Below are 16315 nucleotides of genomic sequence, written 5' to 3' on the forward strand. Positions count from 1 at the left end.
AATGGACGGCCAGCTCCGTGTTCAACGTGGCTTGCATCCATCGCCAATCTCCCCGTCAGAATGGCAATCCCACATAGTTTTCCGCGAGCACCGTCGAGGCGGCGCGGGAATGGGTGAGATAGTCGAGCTCCGCCTCCTGGATCTTCTGTTCGAAATCACCGGTATCGGGAAAACGGTGCATCATCGTCGTCATCCACCAGGAAAACCGTACGGCCTTCCACACCCGGGCGAGCGCCTTCTGCGAATACGCGTCGATGCCGCTATTCGAGCGTTCGCGGTAATGCTCGATCAGCCCGGAGAAAAGGTAGTGGACGTCGCTGGCGGCAAGGTTCAACCCCTTGGCGCCGGTCGGCGGTACGATATGGGCGGCGTCGCCGACGAGGAAAAGCCGGCCGAAGCGCATCGGTTCGGCGACGAAGGAGCGCAATGGGGCGATGGATTTCTCGAAGGACGGCGCGGTCACCAGTGCCTCGGCGTGATGGGTCGGCAGTCGTCTTCGCAACTCGTCCCAGAAGCGATCGTCGCTCCAGTCCTCGATCTTCTCGTCGAGCGCGCATTGGATATAGTAGCGGCTGCGCGTGGCCGAGCGCATCGAACAGAGCGCAAAGCCCGTGGGATGGTTGGCGTAGATCAGTTCATGGCTCACCGGCGCCACATCGGCCAGGACGCCCAGCCAGCCGAAAGGGTAGACCTTCTCGAAACTCCTGATCGCCTTTTCTGGGATGGCCTTGCGGCTGACGCCGTGAAAGCCGTCGCAGCCGGCGATGAAATCGCAATCGATGCGTTGTGTTGCGCCGTCCTTGGTGTAGGTGACGAAAGGAGAATGGCCGTCGAAGTCATGCGGCGTGACATTGACGGCATCGTAGATCGATAGGGAGCCGCTCGCTTCGCGCCGCTCCATGAGATCGCGCGTCACTTCGGTCTGTCCGTAAACGGTGACACGCCTGCCGCCGGTCAATTCGTGCAGGTCGATACGATGGTCACGTCCGTCGAAGGCCAGTGAGAAACCGTCATGCGGCAGGCCCTCGGCATGCAGCCGCGCACCCGCTTTGGCCTGGTCCAGCAGCCCGACGGTGCCTTCCTCCAGAACACCGGCGCGAACCCGCCCAAGGATGTATTCCTTGTTCACACGATCGAGAACGACATTGTCGATACCGGCTTCCGCGAGAAGCTGACCGAGCAGCAGGCCGGACGGTCCCGAACCGATGATGGTGACCTGGGTTCGCAAATGCTTCCTCCCTGCACTTTTGCGTTTTGCCAGATTCTGCCGTGCCGCTCTCGCCGCAGCAATGGACATCTCCGCCTAAAAATTGCACTAATCGAACATTGGTGCGGGAGGAGCCCCATGAGCAAACATGTTCCGACCTACGAACTTTACGGCGAAAATACCGGGCGAGGGCCGGATTTTTGGTTGCATTGCGAAACAATTCGCTCCCGCAGCAGCCTGCATCAATGGGAAATTCGCCCGCACCGCCACGAAAGCTTCTTTCAGATATTGTACATCGAAGGCGGTTCCGGCGATGCGATCTTCGGCGAAAAGAGCCATGCCATCCGGCCGCCGGCAGTCATCACGGTCCCGCCTGGGCTCAATCACGGCTTTCGTTTTTCACGCGACATCGACGGCTTGGTGATCACCCTATTGAGATCCCATCTCAGCCATCCGCTTGGCGAGCGAAGCCAGCTCGGCGAATGGCTGGCGACACCGCATCTGACGCTACTCGATCCTGAGGATGCCGAGGCAGCCTATGTGATGCAGACGTTGAGGCGGCTGGGCGACGAATTCGAAAACCGGCGCAGCGGCCGCAACGAGGTGTTGGCGGCCTATGTCGGCTTGGTGCTCAGGCTGACTGCGAGGATTTCCCATCAAGGAAACATGCACGAGCTCCCGCCCGACGAGAACGAGCGGCGGCTGGAAATGCTGAACGAGCTCATTCAACGCCATTTCCGATCGCACAAGCCCGCGTCCTTCTACGCCAGGGAGCTTGGAGTTTCGCCGACGCATCTTACCCGTATCGTCCGGTCGATGACCGGCAACACCCCCCATGAATTGCTCGCCGGCAAACTCATCGAAGAGGCGAAACGCCAGCTCGTTTTCACACTTGGCAGCGTCCAGGAGATCGGGTTTCGGCTCGGCTTTGCCGATCCGGCCTATTTCTCGCGTTTTTTTCTCAAATATACCGGCGAAACGCCGCGGGTCTGGCGCATCAAGGAAAAGGGTCGGCTTGAAGGCGCGTGACGTGTCGCGCCCGACGGATGATCTCTGCGGGCCGGTTCGCTGCGGTCCTGTTTGGTTTTCGCTTCACGCCGCTGGCCACGTCCAGTTCCGCACCTCCGGCATGTCCTCGCCATGTTCGCGGACATAGGCGTGATGCTCCGCAAGTTTGCCGCGGAAGGCGGCGAGCGCTTCGCCTGCCTTTTCTTTCAGGCCGGGTACACGCTCGATCGCTTCGATGGCGAGATGGAAGCGGTCGAGTTCGTTGAGGACGGTCATATCGAAGGGCGTCGTCGTCGTGCCCTCCTCGATGAAGCCGCGGACATGGATGTTGCGGTGGTTGGTGCGCTTATAGGTCAGGCGGTGAATGAGATAGGGATAGCCGTGATAGGCGAAAATGACAGGCTTGTCTGATGTGAAGATCGCGTCGAAGGCCCCGTCGGTCAGGCCGTGCGGATGTTGATCGCTGGATTGCAGCGCCAGGAGGTCGACGACGTTGACGGTGCGGATCTTCAGCTCCGGAATGGCCTTGCGCAGAAGATCGACGGCAGCCAGCGTCTCCATGGTCGGCACGTCGCCGGCGCAGGCCATGACGAGATCGGGCAGGATCGTGTCGTCCTCGTTGCTCGCCCAGTGCCAGATGCCGATGCCGGCCTCGCAATGTTTCACCGCCTCGTCCATCGACAGCCATTGCGGCTCCGGCTGCTTGCCGGCGACGATGACGTTGATGCGGTCATAGGTGCGCAGGCAATGGTCGCCGACCCAGAGCAGGGTATTGGCATCCGGCGGCAGATAGATGCGGACGATATCGGCCTTTTTGTTGGCGACGAGGTCGACGAAGCCGGGATCCTGGTGGCTGAAGCCGTTGTGGTCCTGGCGCCAGACATGGGAGGTCAGCAGGTAGTTGAGCGACGAGATCGGCTTTCTCCATTCGAGTTCGCGCGTCACCTTCAGCCATTTGGCGTGCTGGTTGAACATGGAATCGATAATGTGGATGAAGGCTTCGTAGCACGAGAACAGGCCGTGCCGGCCGGTCAGCAGATAGCCTTCAAGCCAGCCCTGGCAGAGATGTTCGCTCAGCACCTCCATGACACGGCCGTCGCGGGAGAGGTGGATGTCGTAGGGTTCGATATCCTCCATCCAGACACGGTCGGTGACTTCGAAGACGCTGCCGAGACGGTTTGATTCCGTTTCGTCAGGACCGAAAATACGGAAGTTGGCGGCCTCCGCATTGCGCTTCATCGTGTCGCGCAGATAATGGCCGAGGATTTCCGTCGACTGCACCATGGCGCTGCCGCGCTTGCCGATCTCGACCGCATAGGCGCTGATATCGGGAACATCGAGCTCCTTGCGCAGCAATCCGCCATTGGCGTGCGGATTGGCGCCCATGCGGCGTTCGCCGGCCGGTGCCAGCGCCCGCAGTTCCGGTTTCAGCCGGCCGTCGGCGCCGAACAGGTCTTTCGGATCATAGCTGCGCATCCAGTCCTCGAGGATCTTGCGATGGCCGTCATTCTCGCGGCAGTTGGAGACCGGCACCTGGTGGGAGCGCCAGAAGCCTTTGACCTTCTTGCCGTCGACCTCCTTCGGTCCTGTCCAGCCCTTCGGGCTGCGCAGCACGATCATCGGCCAGCGCGGGCAGATATCGGGCGCCTTGCCATTGCGTGCTTCCTCCTGGATTTCGCGAATGCGATCGAAGACCCTGTCGAAGGTTGCGGCCATCTGCTGGTGCATGTCGCGCGGCTCGTGACCCTCGACGAAGAAGGGCTCGTAGCCATAGCCTTCAAAGAGGCTATGCAAATCCTCGTGACTGGCGCGGCCAAGAATGGTCGGATTGGCGATCTTGTAGCCGTTCAGATGCAGGATCGGCAGCACGGCGCCATCGCGGGCAGGGTTCAGAAACTTGTTGGAATGCCAGCTCGCCGCCAGCGGCCCGGTTTCGGCCTCGCCGTCGCCGACGACGCAGGCGACGATCAGATCGGGATTGTCGAAGGCGGCGCCATAGGCATGGACGAGGGCGTAGCCGAGCTCGCCGCCCTCGTGGATCGAGCCCGGTGTTTCGGGTGCCGCGTGGCTCGGAATGCCGCCAGGAAAGGAGAATTGCCGGAAGAGCCTGCGCATGCCCTCCGTATCCTCGGAAATATCGGGATAGATTTCGCTGTAGATGCCTTCGAGATAGGTGTTGGCGACCATGCCCGGTCCGCCATGGCCGGGGCCACACATGTAGATGATATCGAGGTCGCGAGCGCGGATGAGACGGTTCAGATGCGCATAGATGAAGTTGAGGCCGGGTGTCGTGCCCCAATGGCCGAGCAAGCGGGGTTTGATGTGCTCCGGTTTCAGCGGCTCGCGCAGCAGCGGATTGGCGAGCAGATAAATCTGACCGACCGAGAGATAGTTGGCGGCGCGCCAATAGCGGTCGATCAGGGTGAGTTCGGCATCGGCCAGGGCGGTCGAGACATGCTTTTCCATGGATTTCTCCCGTTCGAAAACGTGTTCAACGTCAATTCTATCGGCCGGCGTCAGCCTGTTATTGATCTGGATCATCCACCACGAAGAAGGGTCAGCGCCTCGTCGGCGATGACCTGCTCCTCATCGGTGGCGATGACATGAGCGGCGATGCGGCTTTCCCCAGTGCTGATCGTGAAATCATTGGCGGCATTGGCCTTTTCGTCGATCGCAAGGCCAAGCCAGGACAGCCGCTTGGCAACGCCGGCGCGGATCGCCGGTTGATGTTCGCCGATACCGGCGGTGAAGACGATGGCGTCAAGGCCGCCGAGTGTCGCCGCCATGCGGCCGATCTCGCCGGCGATGCGCAACGTAAAGAGGTCGATCGCCTGACGCGCCTCCGGCCGTCCATCCTTCAGCAGATCGCGCGTATCGGCGCTGATGCCGGAGACGCCGAGCAGGCCGGAGCGGTGATAGAGCAGGTCTTCGATCGCCTCGAAGGACTGTTTTCTCTCTCCGGCCAGATGCAGGATAACGCCGGGATCGAGCGGGCCTGGGCGTGTCGCCATCGGGATGCCGTCGAGCGTCGAAAAGCCCATGCTGCAATCGCGGCTGACGCCGCCGTCCAGCGCGCAGAGGCTGGCGCCGCTGCCGAGATGGGCGACGACGGTCTTTGCCGCGCGTGGCGCCTTGCGGGCAAGCTCGCCGGCGATGAATTTATAGGAGAGGCCGTGGAAGCCGTAGCGCTTGACGCCCTCGTCATGCAGCGCACGGGGAATGGCGAAGCGGCGAACGAGATCGTCCTGCGTGGCATGGAAGGCGGTGTCGAAGGAGGCCGTCTGGGTGAGATGCGGCTTCAGATGCCGGAGCGCGCGGATGAAACGCAGCGCCTGCGGCTGGTGCAGGGGCGCAAGCGGGGTCAGCGCATCGATCGCATCGATTGCTGCGTCGTCGAGGGCGATCACCTTCGTGAAGCGATCGCCGCCATGGACGACGCGGTGGCCGGCGGCGCGTGTGGCGGTCGTGTCGAAATGGTCGGCGAGATGCGCCAAGGTCTCGTCGATAACGCCGTGCAGGTCTTCCGTCATTTCGGCCTTCAATGGCATCTCGAATGTCTGCGATCCCCTGGTCAGGCCGAGCGAGAGCGGTTCGGCGCGGAAATCGATCACGCCCTTGCCGAGGCGTCGCGCCGCATCACCCTCCATCGTAAAAATGCCGATCTTGACGGTCGAGGAACCGGCATTGAAGGTCAGGAGGAGGTCGGTCGATGACATTCTCAGACTCCGCGCGGGCGTGACGATAGCTGAACTTAGCGTCGGGCCTCCTGACGGAAAGGGAATATTCGGGCCTCCACGTGTTTTTGCCGCCGCGCGGCAGCCGAAGTCGTGCGATGGTCACCATCGCTTCGGCCGATCATCTCGGCCTGCCGGTCTCGACCACGCGTGTGCTGTCGTCAGGCGTCGCCGGCACCATGGCGGCGAACGGTTCCGGCCTGCAATGGTCGACCGTGCGCGACATGCTGATGGCCTGGGTGCTGACGCTGCCGGCCTCGATTGCGATCGCCTTCGTGCCCTTCGTGCCCTTCGTGATCCTGCGCCAGGTGTTTTAAGACGTCCCGTCAGGCCGTCGAGGCCAGACTGGCATTGCGATCGCTGATGAAGATGCCCGCCTCGGCGGCGGGCATCGCCTTGCCGAAGAGATAGCCCTGGCCGATGTCGCAGCCGAGCTGCAGCAGGAAGGCGAGCTGCCCATGCTCCTCGACGCCTTCCGCGGTCGTCTTGATGTTGAGGCTCCGGCCGAGGCCGAGCATGGCGCGGACGATCTTTTCCTGGCGTTCGTCGTCGCGATAGGTGGCGATGAAGCTTTTGTCGATCTTGATCTTGTCGAAACGATAGCGGGCGAGCTGGGCGAGGCTCGAATAGCCGGTGCCGAAATCGTCGAGCGCGATCTGGATGCCGGCCGCATGCAGTTCGTCGAGAATGACGGCGGCGATGGCGGGATCCTGGATCAGCGCGTTTTCGGTGATCTCCACTTCCAGGCGCTGCGGCGGCAACCGGCTTGCCGAAAGCACCTTGAGGATGCGGGAGGTCAGCAGCCTGTCTTCCATCTGCACCGGCGAGACGTTGAAAGACAACATCACATGCTCCGGCCAGGTGAGTGCGTCGCTGCAGGCCTGGGCGAGAAGATCCTCGAACAATGCAGTGATCATGCCGGTTTCCTCGGCGATGCCGATGAAAACAGGCGGCGGGATGTTGACGCCATCGTCGCCGATCCAGCGCGCCAGCGCCTCGAAGCCGCAGAGCTGGCCGGTCTTCAGATCGATCAGCGGCTGGTAGAAGGGTTTGATCGCCTTGTTGGAGATCGCGGCGCGCAGCCTGGTTTCCAGTGCGGCGCGTTCGGTCACCTTGTCCTGCATCGAAGGTTCGAAGACGAAATAGTGGTTCGGTCCGCGTGATTTCGCCTCATACATGGCGAGGTCGGCACGGTGGGCGGCGTCTTCCAGTGGTTCGGCTCCCTCGGCCCAGCGGTCGTAGCCGACGCTGGCGCCGACCTCGACGGCAAAGCCATCGATATGGATCGGCCGGGTGACCGCCTGGATCAGCAGCTTGGCAAAACGCTCCTCGCGCTGCGCCGTCAGGGCGAAGGCGACGACGATGAATTCGTCGCCGCCGAAGCGATAGACGCAATCGGCATTGCCGAGTGCACAGATGCGTCTGGCAACCTCGATCAACAGGACGTCGCCGCCCTTGTGGCCCACGAGATCGTTGACTTTCTTGAAACCGTCGAGGTCGACGGAGAAGAGAGTGACGTTGCGATCCCACTCCTCGATCTCGGCCTCATCGTCCTTGATCGGCCGCGAGAGGATCTTGCGCTCGAAGGCGTAGCGGTTCGGCAGTTTGGTGAGATGGTCGTGGGTTGCGGTCCAATCGGCCTTTGCCTGGGCGGTGGCGCGCAGTTCCGTTTCCTTGCGCAGGTCGGCTATGCGCAGCACCGAATAGATGAAGCTCATGGCGCCGGCGATGCCGAGCGCCAGAACGAGCTTGTCGGCGCCGTACTCGCCGAAACCGGTCATGAAGTAGACAAGGCTGTCGTCAAGCTGCAACAGGGTGCAGAGGAGCCAGAGAGTAATCCCGAACCCGACGATCGAAACACATTGCCTTCCGGCCCTGCTCTGGAAAAATACCGGCACTGCGCCTTCTCCATCTCCACCCTTCGCGGAAGTAGCACGAAAGTCTGAAATGTTCGTTGAAACCAGAAGGCGAATTATCGGAGGCGGCAGCCTCCTGATGTGCCGTCGAGAGACCGTTGGCGCCAGAGGAAAACGCCGAGCGAGCCCTCTTCGTGGTTGGCAGAATGGCAGGTGCGGAAAAAACGAAGGCGAGCGTGCCATGGCATCGCTCGCCCTTTTTCGTGCTTCAGGCGGTGACGATCAGCAGCGGGACGCTGACGATGAGACCGACCAGAACTGTGACTGTGGCGACACGCATCAAACGCAGGCGCCGCGTGCGCTCCCCACTCCAATCATATGTCATTCTTCCATCTCCTTGGGATAAGGAAGTAGTCCCCGCGAAACCGGGTTCAACAGAGATGACGCGATTTGCTTGTGTAAGGCTGGATATGATCAGGACTCGCTAAAGCATCGGTCCGAAAATCGGAATCGATTTTCGGACAGCGCGATGCGAGGATTGAAAGTGTCCGAGCGTCCTTGTGCGTCCGAAAGGACGCACGGCGCTCTAATGCTGGAAGCGCAGAGACCAGCGTCGTCCCTTGCTGGTCATGCGAATGACGGCGAGCGGCTCGATGTCGCTCAGCCAGAAAGAGGAGAGCGGCGCCTGAAGCACATGGGCGACCGCCGCCCGGATGACGGCTGCGTGACTGACGGCGATCACATGGCCGCCGAGGGCGGATTCGCTCTCCATCCAGTCGGCGACGCGTGTTCTCAAATCAAGAAGGCTCTCGCCGCCATGCGGGGCCGCTTCCGGATCGCTCATCCAGGCCATGAGGTTCTCAGGCTCTTCCGCCTCTATCGCGGCGATCGATCTGCCGGCCCAGCGGCCATGGTCGCAGTCGCGAAGCGCCGGATCGATCCGGGCTTGGAGGCGGAGCGCGTCAACAGTCTGGCGGGCGCGCAAAGCGGGGCTCGTGGCAACGCGATCGGCGCGGGGCAGGGCGGCCATCCTGTCGGCTTCTTCCGCCGCCTTGCCTTCCAGCGGTTCGTCGAGCGGGAACAGGGCCTTGCGGCTCGCCATCGTCGCGCCGTGGCAGATCCAGGTGAGGCGCGTATTCACGGTCGTTCTGATCTCCCGGAGTGCGGCTGTAGCGGCGCAGGACGGCCCTTGGCCGGCTTGTGAAGTTTCGTTGACAGTCTCTTCGGCGTGCAGATATAACCGTGCTGTTGCGGGTTTGGAAGCCGGTGGAAATCCGGCGCGGTCGCGCCACTGTGACCAGCGTGTCGAAAGCTCTTCGCGCTGGAAGTCAGACCCTACTGCACAAGCACTCTTTCGACTGAACGCGTCATTCCCGGAGGAATACATGTCTGACACCACTTTTGCGCCCGTCGCGGCACCGGCGCCGATCCCCCTGGGAGAGATCCTGCCATGGGCGATCTTCGGTGGCCTGCTGATGCTCATCGTTCTCTATTTTGTCGGCACCGAGGAAGGCGCGATGGCGCTGTTCAACGGGATGTATGTGCACGAATTCGTGCATGACGGCCGTCATCTCCTCGGCTTTCCCTGCCACTAAAGCGCGTCGCGATCTTTCAGATTCGCGCCTCACTTTAGGTCTTTGTTTTCGCATGTCGTTATCGCAAAATCGCTGCACACTTTTGCGCGACATGCTTTAGGGGAGTTCCTGACATGGTTGGAAATCTTCTGCTTCGCGGCATGCTCGCGGGCCTGATTGCTGGCATCCTCGTTTTCGCTTTTGCGCATATCTTCGGCGAGCCGCTGGTCGATGCGGCGATCGCCTTCGAGGAGGCGAGTGCCCAGGCGGCCGGTGAAGCTGCCGAACCTGAAATCGTCAGCCGCGCCACGCAGGCCGGTCTCGGCCTTTTCACCGGCGTCATGGCCTACAGCGTTGCCGTTGGCGGGCTCTTCGCTCTCGCCTTCGCTTTCGTGCACGGCCGTTTCAGCAGCCTTTCGGCGCGCGGCACCTCGGCCGTCATCGCCATTGCCGCCTTCGTGGCGATCGTCCTCGTTCCCGGTATCAAGTATCCGGCCAACCCGCCGGCGGTCGGCAATCCCGATACGATCGGCGTCAGGACCGAACTGTTCTTCCTGATGATCGTCGTCTCGCTCGCCGCGCTGATTGCCGCGGTGGCGCTGTCGCGCCGCCTCGCGGAGCGTTTCGGTCTCTGGAATGGCGCGATCATCGCCGGCATCGCTTATCTCGTCTTCATCGGCGTCGTGCTCTATCTGCTGCCGCCGATCAACGAGCTGCCGGAGAACTTCTCGGCGATGGTCCTCTGGCGGTTCCGCACGACTTCGCTCGGCATGCATGTGATCCTCTGGACAACCTTGGGCCTTACCTTCGGAGTGCTGGCGGAAAAGCGGCTTGCCGTTAAGGACGGTCAACGCGGCCGGCCGGCAACGGCATTTCACTGAACGCATCGAAGGGCGCCGCTTGCCGGCGCCCTGAACTTTTCGGGCGGCCATGACAAGCAGCAGAACCATACCACTCGTGTCGACGGCGTTAGCCACCGCCGTCTTTTTTTGTGTGGTTGCTGGAAGCGCTCTTGCCCATAGCCCTAGCGGCGGCGGCAGCCATACCGGACTGGATATTCCGGAAATTTCCCATGGCGAGATGGCGGTGATTGCAGACTATCGCAGTGGGATCATCGATCTTGCTTCCCGTGCAGTCGATACCAACGAGCCGTTCCGCCGCGTCCTGAACTATGCCGAGATCCAGTATTCCTATTGTCTCTGGGGCCGGGTGCCGGGCAGCGTGACGGACGAGGAAAGCCCGTTCAACGAATGCGCCCATGCCTATCTCGCGGCGGCCAAGGCGGTCTTGCTGTCGATGCGCGAGATGCCGCAAGAGAGGGCTGCCGCGAATGAAATCATTTCCGCCGTCGACGCCGACATGACGCGGCGCGGCCTTGCGCTCGTCACCTGCCGGTTCAGCGGCGAGGCCTTCAACACCGCCGATGTCATCAAGCCACACTGGGGCAAGATGCCACTTCATCCAGCCAGCATGGCGTCGCTGACCGGGCTCGCTGCATTGTTCGGCCTTGGTTTTTTTGGGCTTCGCCACTTCCTGCGGCCGAAGGCTCAATCGTCGGAATAGCGCTGCTCGCGCCATGGATCGCCGTAGATATGGTAGCCGTTCTTTTCCCAGAAGCCGGCTTCGTCGTCGGGCATCAGCTCGATGCGGCGCAGCCATTTGGCGCTCTTCCAGAAATAGAGATGCGGCACGACCAGGCGCATCGGGCCGCCGTGTTCCGGCGTCAGCGGCAGGCCTTCCCAGGCGGTGGCAAGGATCGCATCCTCGGCGGCGAAATCGGCGAGCGGCAGGTTGGTGGTATAGCCGTCATAACTCGTCAGCATGACGTAACCAGCTTCGGGTTTCGGCATGGCGAGGTCGAGAAGATCGCGCGTCGAAACGCCCTTCCATTTGTTGTCGTAGCGCGACCATGTGGTGACGCAGTGAATATCGCTCATCCTGGTGCTCTGCTCGATCGCCTGGAAGGCGGCCCAGGTGAGGGTGAGCGGTGTTTCGACGAGGCCGCGCACGTCGAGCCGCCAAGTCTCTGTGGAGACAACAGGCTGCTGGCCGAGATCGAGCACCGGCCAGTTTTTGACGAGGTGCTGGCCGGGCGGCAAACGCTCGGTTTCAGGTCGGCTGATGCGGCCGGTCAGGAACTTGCCCTCGGCCGCCCAGCGACGCTTGGATGTGGTGAGCTTGCTGTCGGCGGGGGTCTGATCGTCGCTCATGATGGGCTTCCTTGCGATGCAGCAATAGGATATCCGCGCTCGTTAAGTGTCAAGTTTCGGCAGGCCCTTGGAAAACCTTGCCGGGGTTATTAGAGCGTCCTTTGTACGTCCTTTCGGACGCACAAAGGACGCTCTAGCATTTTGAATCTACGCGTCGTGCTTTCTGAAAATCGATTCCGATTTTCGGGCCGATGCGCTAGACTTGGCGTTGTTGGGTATGCCTTGCTGGGGAGTGGAGGCAGAAAGGGGAGGAGCCGGATCTGTCTTCGAGATATCGTGCGATAGCGGCGTTGCTCATGGTGCCGCTGATCATCTTCGCCTTCTTCACCTATGGAAGCGCGATTGCGACACGCGCTTATATGGGGGAAGCCTCGGCGCAGGCAGGAACGGCGCTGCGCCTTGCCGTGTCGGCGCTCAGCGGCCACCTCAACCGCTACGAGGCGCTGCCGGCGCTGATTGCCGATCACGACGACATCAAGGAACTGGTGAGCGCGCCTGAGGATGCGGCGCTACGCGATGCCGCCAATCTCTATCTCAAGGAGATCAACGGGCTGCTGAAATCCTCCGACATCTATGTGGTCAAACCGGATGGCGAGACGATCGCGGCGAGCAATTACGACGGACCGGGAAGCTTCGTCGGACAGAATTTCAGCTACCGGCCCTATTTTCAGGATGCGATCGCAGGCCGGCAGGCAAGGTTCTACGCGCTCGGCACCACCTCGCTGAAGCGCGGCTATTATTTTGCCGCGCCGATCCGGACCGGCGCGGATATTCGGGGCGTCATCGTTTTCAAAGTCGATATCGACATGATCGAATCCTCCTGGGGCGGCGGCGAATACAAGATCTTCGTCTCCGATCCGGAGGGCATCATCTTCATGTCCGGCAGCCCCGAATGGCTCTATGGCGCCATCCTGCCGCTGACGGCCGATCGCATCGCACGCACCGAAGCGTCGCGGCGGTATGCCAATGCCAGGCTGACGGCGTTGCCGGTGACGCGTCAGCGCTTAGAGCCGCATGAGTTGATGACGCTCGCCGGCGAGCGCGGCTCGAGCGAATATCTGGTGCTCTCGCATTACATGCCGGCCGAGGACTGGACCGTGAACGTGCTGATGGAGACGAGTTCCATCCGCGCCCAGGCGCGCACCGCGCTTGCGGCGGTCTTTCTCATCCTCTGCATTGCCGGGCTCGCAGTCGCGGTCATTCGCCAGCGGCGGGCGCGGCTTGCCGAGCGCATGCAGATGCAGGCCGACGCCCGCAACGAGCTGGAGCGGCGCGTCGAGGAACGCACAGCCGATCTTGCCCGCGTCAACAGCCGCATTGAAGAAGAGATCGCCGAGCGGCGCCTGACCGAGCAACAGCTCCGCCAGACACAGGCCGATCTGATCCAGGCCGGAAAGCTCGCCGGCCTCGGACAGATGTCGGCCGCTCTTTCGCACGAGTTCAACCAGCCGCTCGCCGCGGCGAAGACCTATACGGACAGCGCCTCCGTGCTCATCGATCGGGGCCGGACGGAGGAGGCGCGGGACAATATCCGGCGTATCGGCGGGCTCATCGACCGCATGGCGGCGATCAGCCGGCACCTGCGCAACTTCGCCCGCAAACCGAACGAGAAGCTCGGCTCGGTTTCTCTCGACGAAGCGATGCATGACACGCTCGAGATCATCGCCTGGCGGCTAAAGGCGGCGGATGCCGAACTCCTGCTCGATCTAGGCCCACGTCCGCCCGTCGTGCGCGCCGGTTCGGTGCGTCTGCAACAGGTGCTGGTGAACGTGATCTCGAATGCGGCCGATGCGGTGGAAGGGCTGGACGACAGGCGTATCGAGGTTTCGGCCTTCGAGGAGGCCGGCAAAGTGGTGCTGACGGTGCGGGATCACGGGCCGGGCGTGCCGGCGGCGATTGCCCAGCGTATCTTCGATCCCTTCTTCACGACGAAGGGCGTCGGCAAGGGGCTCGGCCTCGGGCTTTCGATCTCCTACAACATCATCAAGGATTTTGGCGGCAGCCTTGAGGCGGCCAATCATCCCGAAGGGGGCGCGGTGTTCCGCATCGAGCTGCAGTCGGCGGCAGGGCTGATGCCGGAGGCGGCGGAATGAACGATGCGAAGATCCTGCTGGTTGACGACGAGGAGGAATTGCGCCGCTCGACGGCGCAGGCGTTGGAGCTCTCCGGCTTCAGCGTCGAGACCTTTTCGAACGGCGACCACGTGCTGGAGCTGATCGGCTACAGCTTTCCCGGTGTCGTCGTCAGCGACATCCGCATGCCCGGCATGGACGGCATGACGCTGATGCAGAAGATCCGCGAGCTCGATCCAGAGGTACCGGTCATTCTTGTCACCGGCCACGGCGACGTGCAGCTCGCGGTGAAGGCGATGCGCGAAGGCGCCTATGATTTCATCGAGAAGCCGTTCACGCCCGAAATGCTTGCCGGCGTCATCCGCCGGGCGATGGAGCGGCGCGGCCTCGTGCTCGAAAACCGGCTGCTGAAAGCGGTCGCCGGCAAACGCGACGATATCGAGGCGCGGCTGCCGGGGCGCACGCAGGTGATGGTGGATTTGCGCTACCGTATCCGGGCGATCGGGGCGAGCGATGCCGATACGCTTATCGTCGGCGAAACGGGAGCCGGCAAGGAAGTGGTGGCCCGGGCGCTCCACGATATCAGCGCCCGGGCAAGCCGGCCGTTCATCGCGATCAATTGCGCCGCACTGCCGGCAAACCTGATCGAGAGCGAACTCTTCGGCCATGAGGTGGGGGCCTTTCCGGGCGCGGTGAGGCCGCGCTACGGAAAATTCGAACACGGGCGCGGCGGCACGATCCTGCTCGACGAGATCGGCTCCATGCCCTTCGACCTGCAGGCCAAGTTCCTGCGGGTACTGCAGGAGCGGGTGATCTCGCGGCTCGGATCGAACGAAGTGGTGGCGCTCGACGTGCGGTTCATCGCCACAAGCAAGGTCGATCTGGAGGCGGAGGTGGCAGCCGGGCGCTTCCGCGCCGACCTCTTCTATCGGCTGAACGTTGCGACGCTGCACGTGCCGTCGCTGTCGCAGCGGCGGGCGGACGTTCCGCTGCTTTTCCTGCAACTGGTGCGGGAGGCGGCGGCCCGCTACGGCCGCGACGAGATGCCCGTGCCGCCGGAGGTGATCTCCGACATTGCCCAACGCGACTGGCCCGGCAATGTGCGTGAATTGAGGAACGCCGCCGACCGGCTGGTCCTCGGTCTCGACAATGGCGGGCGGCAGGCCGAGGAGGCGACGGGGCTTGCGGAACGCGTCGCTGAATTCGAGCGAGGGGTGATTGCAACCGCGCTGGTGGCGCATGGCGGCAGCCTCAAGGCGGTCTATGAGTCACTCGGCATTTCCCGCAAGACCCTCTATGAAAAGATGCAGAAATACGGTCTCGACAAGCGGATGATGATTATCGAAAGCTGACTGCTTTCGGAAAATGCCTGTTTTCCGAGTGACGATTCCGGCTGTGGCCGCGCACTCTTTCCAATCTCAAGTCGATTGTCCTCCGGTGCGATGGGTGGATTTCCACCCATCGCACCGGCCGTTTGTTTCCGAATCGACCCATGCTGCATTGCACTTTTGCAAAATCGCCTTTCGAAAGCGGCTGCAATGATTGCAGGTCGATTTTTCCCGGCGGCAAATAGGCCATCCCAACCGGCGCGGAGGATGTGTCGGCGGGCTTGCTTGTTTCATCAGGGAGGAAACGATGAAAATACTGAAGGCCATGCTCGGCCTGACCGCGGCTGCCGCGGTCTCTCTTCTCGCCGGCGTCGCTTCGGCGCAGACCTATCCCGAGCGCACCATTACCATGGTCGTGCCGTTTGCGGCCGGCGGCCCGACCGACACCGTGGCGCGCCTGGTCGCAGAATCCATGTCGAAGGATCTCGGCCAGCAGATCGTCGTCGAAAATGTCGGCGGCGCCGGCGGCACGCTCGGCGCCGGCCGCGTGGCAAATGCCGATCCCGACGGTTACACCATTCTGCTGCACCATATCGGCATGGCGACCAGCGCCACGCTCTACCGCAAGCTCGCCTACGACACGCTCGGCGCTTTCGATTATGTCGGCCTCGTCACCGAAGTGCCGATGACGATCGTTGCACGCAAGGACATGGAGCCGACCGACCTCAAGGGGCTGATCGACTATATCAAGGCCAACAAGGACAAGGTGACGGTCGCCAATGCCGGCATCGGTGCGGCTTCGCATCTCTGCGGCATGATGTTCATGAGCGCCATCCAGACACCGCTGACGACCGTGCCCTACAAGGGTACCGGCCCTGCCATGACCGACCTGCTCGGCGGCCAGGTCGACGTCATGTGCGACCAGACGACCAACACGACCAAGCAGATCCAGGGCGGCACGATCAAGGCTTATGCCGTAACCTCGCCCAAGCGCCTCGACGTGATGAAGGACATTCCGACGGCCGTCGAAGCCGGCCTGCCGGGTTTTGAAGTCGGCATCTGGCATGGCATCTATACGCCGAAGGGCACGCCGGCCGAGATCAACGAGCGTCTGTCGAAATCGCTGCAGGTGGCGCTGAAGGATCCGAATGTCGGCGCCCGCTTTGCCGAGCTCGGCACCGCACCATCCTCAGACGCCGATGCGACGCCGGCCGCACTGAAAGCCAAGCTCGAAAGCGAGATCGCCCGTTGGAAAACGGTGATCGAGGCCGCTGGCGAATATGCCGACTAAGGCTTGTCCTCGTCCGGGCATGCCGGACGAGCCCC

Annotated in this window: 13 protein-coding genes, 1 pseudogene and 1 riboswitch; of the genes and pseudogenes, 8 read left to right on the forward strand and 6 right to left on the reverse strand. The window is 62.3% G+C overall.

Annotated elements, in window-relative coordinates:
- Positions 1 to 55 precede the first annotated feature (55 nt).
- Positions 56 to 1228: a 4-hydroxybenzoate 3-monooxygenase gene (pobA, locus tag EEQ99_RS16775; RefSeq protein ID WP_063475370.1), complete on the reverse strand. Its 1173-nt coding sequence runs from the start codon at positions 1226 to 1228 to the stop codon at positions 56 to 58.
- A gap of 117 nt (positions 1229 to 1345) precedes the next feature.
- On the opposite strand from pobA, the gene EEQ99_RS16780 reads away from it, so the two are divergent.
- Positions 1346 to 2236: a helix-turn-helix domain-containing protein gene (locus tag EEQ99_RS16780; RefSeq protein WP_127430765.1), complete on the forward strand. Its 891-nt coding sequence runs from the start codon at positions 1346 to 1348 to the stop codon at positions 2234 to 2236.
- A 63-nt stretch (positions 2237 to 2299) separates the two neighbouring features.
- On the opposite strand, the gene EEQ99_RS16785 is transcribed toward EEQ99_RS16780, so the two are convergent.
- Together EEQ99_RS16785 and EEQ99_RS16790 are read right to left on the reverse strand one after the other, a co-directional pair.
- Positions 2300 to 4681 (reverse strand): phosphoketolase family protein, encoded by a 2382-nt coding sequence (locus EEQ99_RS16785; RefSeq protein WP_127430766.1) that lies wholly within the window; start codon positions 4679 to 4681, stop codon positions 2300 to 2302.
- Positions 4682 to 4752: 71 nt separating this feature from the next.
- The gene (locus EEQ99_RS16790; RefSeq protein WP_063475372.1) at positions 4753 to 5931 is read right to left on the reverse strand and encodes an acetate/propionate family kinase; all 1179 of its coding nucleotides are present in this window, start codon (positions 5929 to 5931) and stop codon (positions 4753 to 4755) included.
- A gap of 113 nt (positions 5932 to 6044) precedes the next feature.
- Here EEQ99_RS16790 and EEQ99_RS16795 point away from each other — a divergent pair.
- A pseudogene (locus EEQ99_RS16795) lies at positions 6045 to 6266 on the forward strand (inorganic phosphate transporter); the annotation flags it as partial.
- Positions 6267 to 6275: 9 nt separating this feature from the next.
- Here EEQ99_RS16795 and EEQ99_RS16800 read toward each other — a convergent pair.
- A complete protein-coding gene (locus tag EEQ99_RS16800; protein WP_047616569.1) occupies positions 6276 to 7847 on the reverse strand; it encodes a putative bifunctional diguanylate cyclase/phosphodiesterase in 1572 nt (523 codons plus the stop codon).
- A 544-nt stretch (positions 7848 to 8391) separates the two neighbouring features.
- Positions 8392 to 8946: a histidine phosphatase family protein gene (locus EEQ99_RS16805; protein WP_127430767.1), complete on the reverse strand. Its 555-nt coding sequence runs from the start codon at positions 8944 to 8946 to the stop codon at positions 8392 to 8394.
- Between the two features lie 88 nt (positions 8947 to 9034).
- A riboswitch (adenosylcobalamin (AdoCbl) riboswitch) is annotated at positions 9035 to 9177 on the forward strand.
- 13 nt (positions 9178 to 9190) lie between these two features.
- Between EEQ99_RS16805 and EEQ99_RS16810 the strand changes: the two genes are divergently transcribed.
- The 3 genes from EEQ99_RS16810 to EEQ99_RS16820 all read left to right on the forward strand — a co-directional run bounded on the left by EEQ99_RS16810 (position 9191) and on the right by EEQ99_RS16820 (position 10942).
- Complete coding sequence (locus EEQ99_RS16810) at positions 9191 to 9400, forward strand: CbtB domain-containing protein (RefSeq protein ID WP_047616573.1); 210 nt, start codon at positions 9191 to 9193, stop codon at positions 9398 to 9400.
- A gap of 113 nt (positions 9401 to 9513) precedes the next feature.
- Complete coding sequence (locus EEQ99_RS16815; RefSeq protein ID WP_097543134.1) at positions 9514 to 10260, forward strand: CbtA family protein; 747 nt, start codon at positions 9514 to 9516, stop codon at positions 10258 to 10260.
- Between the two features lie 49 nt (positions 10261 to 10309).
- Positions 10310 to 10942 (forward strand): hypothetical protein, encoded by a 633-nt coding sequence (locus EEQ99_RS16820; RefSeq protein WP_127430768.1) that lies wholly within the window; start codon positions 10310 to 10312, stop codon positions 10940 to 10942.
- Here the strand turns inward: EEQ99_RS16820 and EEQ99_RS16825 are convergent.
- The gene (locus EEQ99_RS16825) at positions 10927 to 11589 is read right to left on the reverse strand and encodes a sulfite oxidase-like oxidoreductase (RefSeq protein ID WP_127430769.1); all 663 of its coding nucleotides are present in this window, start codon (positions 11587 to 11589) and stop codon (positions 10927 to 10929) included. The genes EEQ99_RS16820 and EEQ99_RS16825 overlap by 16 nt on opposite strands.
- Positions 11590 to 11885: 296 nt before the next feature.
- Between EEQ99_RS16825 and EEQ99_RS16830 the strand changes: the two genes are divergently transcribed.
- The 3 genes from EEQ99_RS16830 to EEQ99_RS16840 all read left to right on the forward strand — a co-directional run bounded on the left by EEQ99_RS16830 (position 11886) and on the right by EEQ99_RS16840 (position 16280).
- The gene (locus tag EEQ99_RS16830) at positions 11886 to 13682 is read left to right on the forward strand and encodes a sensor histidine kinase (RefSeq protein ID WP_254959512.1); all 1797 of its coding nucleotides are present in this window, start codon (positions 11886 to 11888) and stop codon (positions 13680 to 13682) included.
- A complete protein-coding gene (locus EEQ99_RS16835) occupies positions 13679 to 15013 on the forward strand; it encodes a sigma-54-dependent transcriptional regulator (RefSeq protein ID WP_029868281.1) in 1335 nt (444 codons plus the stop codon). The genes EEQ99_RS16830 and EEQ99_RS16835 overlap by 4 nt, the downstream gene beginning before the upstream one ends.
- A gap of 283 nt (positions 15014 to 15296) precedes the next feature.
- Positions 15297 to 16280: a tripartite tricarboxylate transporter substrate-binding protein gene (locus EEQ99_RS16840; protein ID WP_029868282.1), complete on the forward strand. Its 984-nt coding sequence runs from the start codon at positions 15297 to 15299 to the stop codon at positions 16278 to 16280.
- Positions 16281 to 16315: the final 35 nt, after the last annotated feature.

The organism is Rhizobium anhuiense, assembly GCF_003985145.1.
GTDB lineage: Bacteria > Pseudomonadota > Alphaproteobacteria > Rhizobiales > Rhizobiaceae > Rhizobium > Rhizobium anhuiense.

What these genes read in the sequence shown, in the direction of transcription:
- EEQ99_RS16780 (WP_127430765.1), top strand. Translation starts at nt 1,346, where the DNA reads ATGAGCAAACATGTTCCGACCTACGAACTTTACGGCGAAAATACCGGG.
- EEQ99_RS16785 (WP_127430766.1), bottom strand. Translation starts at nt 4,681, where the DNA reads ATGGAAAAGCATGTCTCGACCGCCCTGGCCGATGCCGAACTCACCCTG.
- EEQ99_RS16790 (WP_063475372.1), bottom strand. Translation starts at nt 5,931, where the DNA reads ATGTCATCGACCGACCTCCTCCTGACCTTCAATGCCGGTTCCTCGACC.
- EEQ99_RS16810 (WP_047616573.1), top strand. Translation starts at nt 9,191, where the DNA reads ATGTCTGACACCACTTTTGCGCCCGTCGCGGCACCGGCGCCGATCCCC.
- EEQ99_RS16815 (WP_097543134.1), top strand. Translation starts at nt 9,514, where the DNA reads ATGGTTGGAAATCTTCTGCTTCGCGGCATGCTCGCGGGCCTGATTGCT.
- EEQ99_RS16820 (WP_127430768.1), top strand. Translation starts at nt 10,310, where the DNA reads ATGACAAGCAGCAGAACCATACCACTCGTGTCGACGGCGTTAGCCACC.
- EEQ99_RS16825 (WP_127430769.1), bottom strand. Translation starts at nt 11,589, where the DNA reads ATGAGCGACGATCAGACCCCCGCCGACAGCAAGCTCACCACATCCAAG.
- EEQ99_RS16830 (WP_254959512.1), top strand. Translation starts at nt 11,886, where the DNA reads ATGGTGCCGCTGATCATCTTCGCCTTCTTCACCTATGGAAGCGCGATT.
- EEQ99_RS16835 (WP_029868281.1), top strand. Translation starts at nt 13,679, where the DNA reads ATGAACGATGCGAAGATCCTGCTGGTTGACGACGAGGAGGAATTGCGC.
- EEQ99_RS16840 (WP_029868282.1), top strand. Translation starts at nt 15,297, where the DNA reads ATGAAAATACTGAAGGCCATGCTCGGCCTGACCGCGGCTGCCGCGGTC.